The following is a 5,589-nucleotide window of genomic DNA, read 5'->3' on the forward strand; positions in this document are numbered from 1 at the left end:
GGAAGGCGACAACAGCCTCGTCCGCCAGAGCGCTACAAGCGGTCATCGTTCACAATGTTGTTGTTACGGTGCCTGACCAAAGAGGAAGTAGGTCCGGTCGTCGAACGTTATCTTGATGATGGTAGCGGAAGGCCCACTAGCACAGTCTTCTTGGGAAAAATTGTGAGGCACGGCATCGGAAATTGCCGCCGGCAGCTTTCGATTGCCAAAGAAATCCAGTTTTTGTGATCGCTTGATCCGTTCTATTTCGATGCCTTGCTTTCTGACGAAAACAAAGGCGAAGTGTCCCTCATCGGAGGAATACTCGATCTTCGCGAGATGAACATTTACCCTTGCGGCGAGGTCGCCGCTTATGTCCAGTCGATCCTGATATGGGCGGAGAATACATACCGCCTCGAAATCTGGTGCCGTCAAAGTGCCCATTTTTCGAATGCTGCCCATGGGAGTACCTAGCAGCGACTCATGTAAAGAGGTCATGTACAACGGACTTGCTAGGCACACGGGCGGTGCCGCGAAGAGGGCTGCTAAAAGAAGAATACGTCTGAACAAGATCACATGCAGCATCCCTGGCAAAGTCCTTCTTTCCCTACTGAAGCGCGGTCAAGGATACTCGCGCTTGCACATCGCTACTAACGAAGGCACCGCCTCGGGCTTTGAAATGGCCATTTCCTCAATGATATCGGCAAAGTTTTGGGTGGCCTTGTGGGCTTGCTCCCTTGTGCCGCCTACTGCCAGAACATTTGCAACGCCCTGTTCATATAAGACCTTGAACTTGGCCATGTATCGATCGGAATTTGCTTCGTCCCCAGTGTCCTTACTAGCGCTTGCCAAGGCTCTGTAAAGCACTGCGCATGTCATCGGCCTATCATCATAGGCCGATTGCCGCTTCGGCTCCGCCATAGCGGAAAGCGAAATCAAGTAAATTCCCACCGTTGATACCAGAAGTGTAATCGCCCTCAAGACCGTTCCCTTTGGCTAGCAGTCCTGTTTATGATCTCTCTTTGGTTGCAATTCCTATCACGGCGCAATTTCCAAACGGTAAGGCAAATCACTACAAATTTCGATGTCTGCAAAGGGCCGATACTGTTGAAAAACTCGCCATTGCCGAGGCTTGGGACGCGTGATTCACTCCTCTGAGTGATTTGTGGGATCAGGCGAATGATGGGATGTCAGACAGTTCCGGCGCAACTCTTTTACGACTTCTGCCTCGATGATCACGTGCCTATAGACCATCTGCTGCGCGGGATTGACCGCCATCTCGACCTGGATAGCGTTCGAGCGCAGTTGAAGCAGTTCTACAGCTACCGGCCGTCCCTCAATTGATCCCGAGCTGATGATACGGATGCTGATCATCGGGTAGAGGTCCATCTCAATCTCGCCTATCGCTGGTTCTGCCGCCTTGGTCTGGACGGCAAGGTGCCGGACCATTCCAGCTTCTCGAAGAACCGTCATGGCCGGTTCCGGCAAAGCGACATCCTGCGGCATATCTTCGAGACGGTGGTGGAGCGCTGTCTGGCGCAGGGACTGGTCGGCGCGGAAGGCTTTGCCATCGATGCCAGCTTGATCGCGGCGGACGCCAACAAGCAGCGCTCGGTGCCTGGCGCGGAATGGGAATCCAACGAGGATGCCGGTCGATCGGTGCAGGAATATCTGGCGGTTCTCGATGACGCGGCTTTTGGTGCTCCCTCTGCCGTAACGCCGAAGTTCATCTCCCCATCCGATCCGGCAGCTCAATGGACCGGTGCTCACAAAGGCCATGCCTTCTTCGCCTCCGCCACCAACTATCTGATCGATACCGATCACGGCGTCATCCTCGATGTGGAGGCGACATGCGCCATCCGCCAGGCGGAGGTGGGAGCATCCCGCACGATGATCGATAGGACAGAGAACCGCTTCGGCTTGAAGCCGGACTATCTCGCTGCTGACAGCGCCTATGGTTCTGCCGACAATCTGGCTTGGCTGGTCAAGGAAAAGAAGATCGCGCCCCACATTCCTGTCTTCGACAAATCGAACCGGACCGACGGGACCTTCTCGCGCTCGGACTTCACCTGGGACAGTGAGAGTGATCGCTACATCTGCCCGGCGGCCAAGGAGCTGAAGCAGTTCCACCGAACCTATGCAACGCCCAGATCGGGGATCACGAGCGAAGGGACACGGCTCTATCGCGCCAGCAAGAAGGACTGCGACGCCTGTGAACTCAAACAGCGCTGCTGTCCGAATGCGGTTGCACGCAAGGTACCGCGTGATCTCAACGAAGATGCCCGCGATGTCGCCCGAGCGATTGCTGCCACGCCAGAATATGAGCAGTCCCGGCATCGTCGCAAGAAGGTCGAGATGCTCTTCGCACACTTGAAGCGCATTCTTCGGATGGCCCGCTTGAGGCTGCGAGGTCCGTGCGGGGCGCGAGACGAATTCCTGCTTGCAGCAACCGCCCAAAACCTCAGGAGACTGGCCAAACTCAGACCACAAAGGTCGCCGCACGGCGTCTTCGCCGTATAAGAGCGGCATAACTCGATACCTTGCGCACAGGCGCAGGGCAGATAACCGATAACTCCCTGCCCAAAACCCCTAAACGGCGGGCTAAGCGGCCAATCCATCGAGTTTTTCAACGATATCCGCCGAAGGCAGACGATCCGCCTCGGCGGCAAGAGACGTTCAGATACTGGACAATGCACCCTCCTAAGGAGACTATCCTCGATAGTCTTTGCGTCATAGGATCGTCACCCGCACGGGGTGAAACCGCTTGCGGTTTGGTGGCTTGCCATAGAGGGTGGTCGGGATTTCTCCCGAGACGCCCTGAACGATTTAAGAAATTCCGTTTTTGCAGCGATCGCCGCATTTCCGAAAAATTCTAAACGGCCTGCCGCGAATGAATTTATTACACTAGATTCGAGCCATAGTTTCACAGGCGAGCTGTGACTGGCACAGATCGGACCGATATAAAGCTAAAGATTGCTTTTCTCGCGCGAAATGCATGCAATCGCGTTATAACTTGACTTTCTCGCAAATCATACACCACAATTGACATATGGCTTCGTTAACGCCCCCATAGGGCGCTCATGAGGTAGAGAGAGAAGGCATAACTTAATGGCACTGAGAAGCGCAGACATTTTGTTCAAGGATGAATCCGCCGGCACGTTGGTCGAAACGGCCAACGGCGGAACCCGCTTCGCCTATCGTTCAGACTGGAATAAAGGCAATATCGCCTGCTGCTTCCCCTCCACGCAACGCGAACATGAATGGAAGGTCGGCCTGCATCCGTTCTTCCAGCACCTCGGCCCGGAAGGATGGCTACGCGAACAACAGGCACGTTCGGCACATGTCGTTGAAGAAGACGACCTTGGGCTGCTCCTTCGTTACGGCGCAGACTGTATCGGGGCCGTCAGCATCCGGCCGCCGGTCGATGCCGCACAGCTCCCGGAAATCACCGAAGCCACGGCCAGCCCCGGACGCACGGTTTCAGGTGTGCAGAAGAAACTGCTTGTCACCAAGGACGATGAAAACAGGTTTGTTCCCGCGAGTGCGACGGGATCAGCGCCCTATATCGCTAAATTCAATTCCGACCGGATAGACAACCTCGTTCGGAATGAACTCCTGAGCCTGCGATGGACCGCCGCCGTCCTTGGCGAAAGGGAAGTGACCGCGTTCACGACCTCGCTCATCGCGGCTGTTGACGAAACGGCGCTCATTGTTACCCGCTTCGACCGGAAACCGAACGGCGAGAAACTGCGCCTCGAAGACTGTGCGCAGATACTCCGCAAGCCCAAGGGACAGGACTACGCAGGCAAGTATGATGCGACCTACGAGGATATTGCCGCGATCATTCGTCGGCACTCATCGCGCGCCCCAATCGACCTCTTGCGGTTTTTCAATCGCGTGATCGTCTTCACCCTGATCGGGAATTGCGATGCCCACCTGAAAAACTTCTCCCTTCTGGAAACGCCAACGGGCTTACGGCTATCCCCCGCCTATGATGTGGTCAACACCGCATTTTATGACGGGTTCGACCAGACATTGGCGCTGTCAATCGGCGGTGAGAAAATCCATCTGGAAGCGGCCAACCAGGCGATTTTCCGTGCCTTCGGCAAGGAAATCGGCCTGCCGGACAGGGCCATCGACCAGACATTCAGACAGCTAAAGCGGCAGGTGGAGAAGGCTGCATCCATTATCCGTCCGCCCGACGCGGAGCCGCCGGACGGCTTCGTGCATAGATTCAAACAGATCGTGGACAATTCATGCCTGAGAATACTGGAAACATAGCCTCGCTCGCGTGGCAACGGTACGTGGAAGAAACCTTGCGCCGTCGCAAGGCGGAAGGTCTTACACAAAAAGATCATTCGGCTTTGGCGGGTGTCAGCCATCCGACAATGGCTGCGTTTGAGCGTGGTGAAACGACCCTGACACTGGCGAAAGCGCTCGATATCCTGCGCGTCGTGGGTTTGGTGGATGAGCCTACCGAGGGGGACACGCAAGCCCGGTTCGTGCGCGATGCATTTGAGCGTTGGCGTAATCTGGTTGCTCCGCTCCCCCAGGATTCGCCTGCGCGGTTTCCAAATGGCTGGTATCGGTTCGACTACTGGCTTGAGGGCGATCTCAAGATGCCGGAGCTGATCGCCTTTGAACGCATTCTTGAAAAGGCCGTAGTTCGCAAAACGGGCTGGCCGCCGTTCTGGCTTCCGACACGCGAGGCTATTCAGCCGCGTGAAGTTGATGGACTGATTGAATGTTGGCTTGCACCGCAAGGCGAGGAAGTCGAGCGCGGGTTTAATGATCCTGCGCATTGCGATTTCTGGCGTGCGGCACCTTCGGGGCGCATGTTCCTGATCCGCGGTTATCAGGAAGACGGTGCAGAGACATTCCCCGCCGGAACGATTCTCGACACGACGCTTCCCCTATGGCGGATGGGTGAGGTTCTGTTGCACGCGGAAAAGCTTGCATCGCTCCTTCGCAAAGATGCCGATACAGCCGTGACGGTTTATTTCCGCGCCATGTTCACGGGCCTGCGCGGTCGCGTGTTGCGCTCCTGGGCTAACCCGCTGAGTGATCTGCTTGTCGAAGGTCATGCGGCGCGAAGCGATGAAGCCGTGCTGGAGGCAAAGTTTTCTGCCAACGACATCGAGAGCCGATTGGCCGAATGCATGCTCCCGTTGTTGACGTCGCTCTATGAGAGGTTTGGCGTGGCAGGGCTTTCGCTCAATCGCGTCGAGGCGGAAGTGCAACGCTTGTTGAATAGCCCCATCAGCAAAGCACGTCATCCGCGCCGCTAGCGGTGACCGCAAACCGCCTGGGATGGCGCAAAGACCGCAGTCCACGGACTCGGCCACGTCAGCATGAAGGGCACCCATCAAGCGGAGAGGTACTTAATCTGGTACGCAAGGCGGCGTTTCACAAACGCCGGCTTTGAACCCTCAAGAATCTTCACGAAAGCGTCATTACGCGGATTTTCGATAGACCCGGATTCATAAGTAAACTTGTAGCCAGCCGCTTTGTCCAAAGTCACGTAAAGTACCTGCTCGGCATCTGCACCAACGGCCAGACTTGCGGGCGCGAAGCCGTCTCTCAGTAATCGTACCTTCTATGTACGGAATG

4 protein-coding genes and 2 pseudogenes are annotated in these 5,589 nt (G+C 56.1%); 3 read left to right on the plus strand and 3 right to left on the minus strand.

What is annotated here, in order from left to right:
• Positions 1–63: 63 nt before the first annotated feature.
• Both FHT71_RS30945 and FHT71_RS30950 read right to left on the minus strand, forming a co-directional pair.
• Positions 64–564 carry a hypothetical protein gene (locus FHT71_RS30945; protein ID WP_132595275.1) on the minus strand — a complete coding sequence of 167 codons (501 nt, stop codon included), beginning with the start codon at positions 562–564 and terminating at the stop codon, positions 64–66.
• 36 nt (positions 565–600) lie between these two features.
• A complete protein-coding gene (locus FHT71_RS30950; protein ID WP_132595277.1) occupies positions 601–780 on the minus strand; it encodes a hypothetical protein in 180 nt (59 codons plus the stop codon).
• Positions 781–1,158: 378 nt separating this feature from the next.
• Here FHT71_RS30950 and FHT71_RS30955 point away from each other — a divergent pair.
• The 3 genes and pseudogenes from FHT71_RS30955 to FHT71_RS30965 all read left to right on the plus strand — a co-directional run bounded on the left by FHT71_RS30955 (position 1,159) and on the right by FHT71_RS30965 (position 5,267).
• Positions 1,159–2,499 (plus strand): annotated as a pseudogene (locus FHT71_RS30955) (IS1182 family transposase).
• A gap of 588 nt (positions 2,500–3,087) precedes the next feature.
• Positions 3,088–4,260, plus strand: coding sequence for a type II toxin-antitoxin system HipA family toxin (locus FHT71_RS30960; protein ID WP_132595279.1), 1,173 nt, complete (start codon positions 3,088–3,090; stop codon positions 4,258–4,260).
• A gap of 23 nt (positions 4,261–4,283) precedes the next feature.
• Complete coding sequence (locus FHT71_RS30965) at positions 4,284–5,267, plus strand: helix-turn-helix domain-containing protein (protein WP_165933229.1); 984 nt, start codon at positions 4,284–4,286, stop codon at positions 5,265–5,267.
• Between the two features lie 77 nt (positions 5,268–5,344).
• On the opposite strand, the pseudogene FHT71_RS32410 reads toward FHT71_RS30965, so the two are convergent.
• Positions 5,345–5,539: pseudogene (locus FHT71_RS32410) on the minus strand (hypothetical protein); the annotation flags it as partial.
• Positions 5,540–5,589 lie beyond the last annotated feature (50 nt).

This window comes from Rhizobium sp. BK060, from assembly GCF_014193145.1.
Taxonomy (GTDB): Bacteria; Pseudomonadota; Alphaproteobacteria; order Rhizobiales; family Rhizobiaceae; genus Rhizobium.

What these genes read in the sequence shown, in the direction of transcription:
- FHT71_RS30945 (WP_132595275.1), bottom strand. Translation starts at nt 564, where the DNA reads ATGCTGCATGTGATCTTGTTCAGACGTATTCTTCTTTTAGCAGCCCTC.
- FHT71_RS30950 (WP_132595277.1), bottom strand. Translation starts at nt 780, where the DNA reads ATGGCCAAGTTCAAGGTCTTATATGAACAGGGCGTTGCAAATGTTCTG.
- FHT71_RS30960 (WP_132595279.1), top strand. Translation starts at nt 3,088, where the DNA reads ATGGCACTGAGAAGCGCAGACATTTTGTTCAAGGATGAATCCGCCGGC.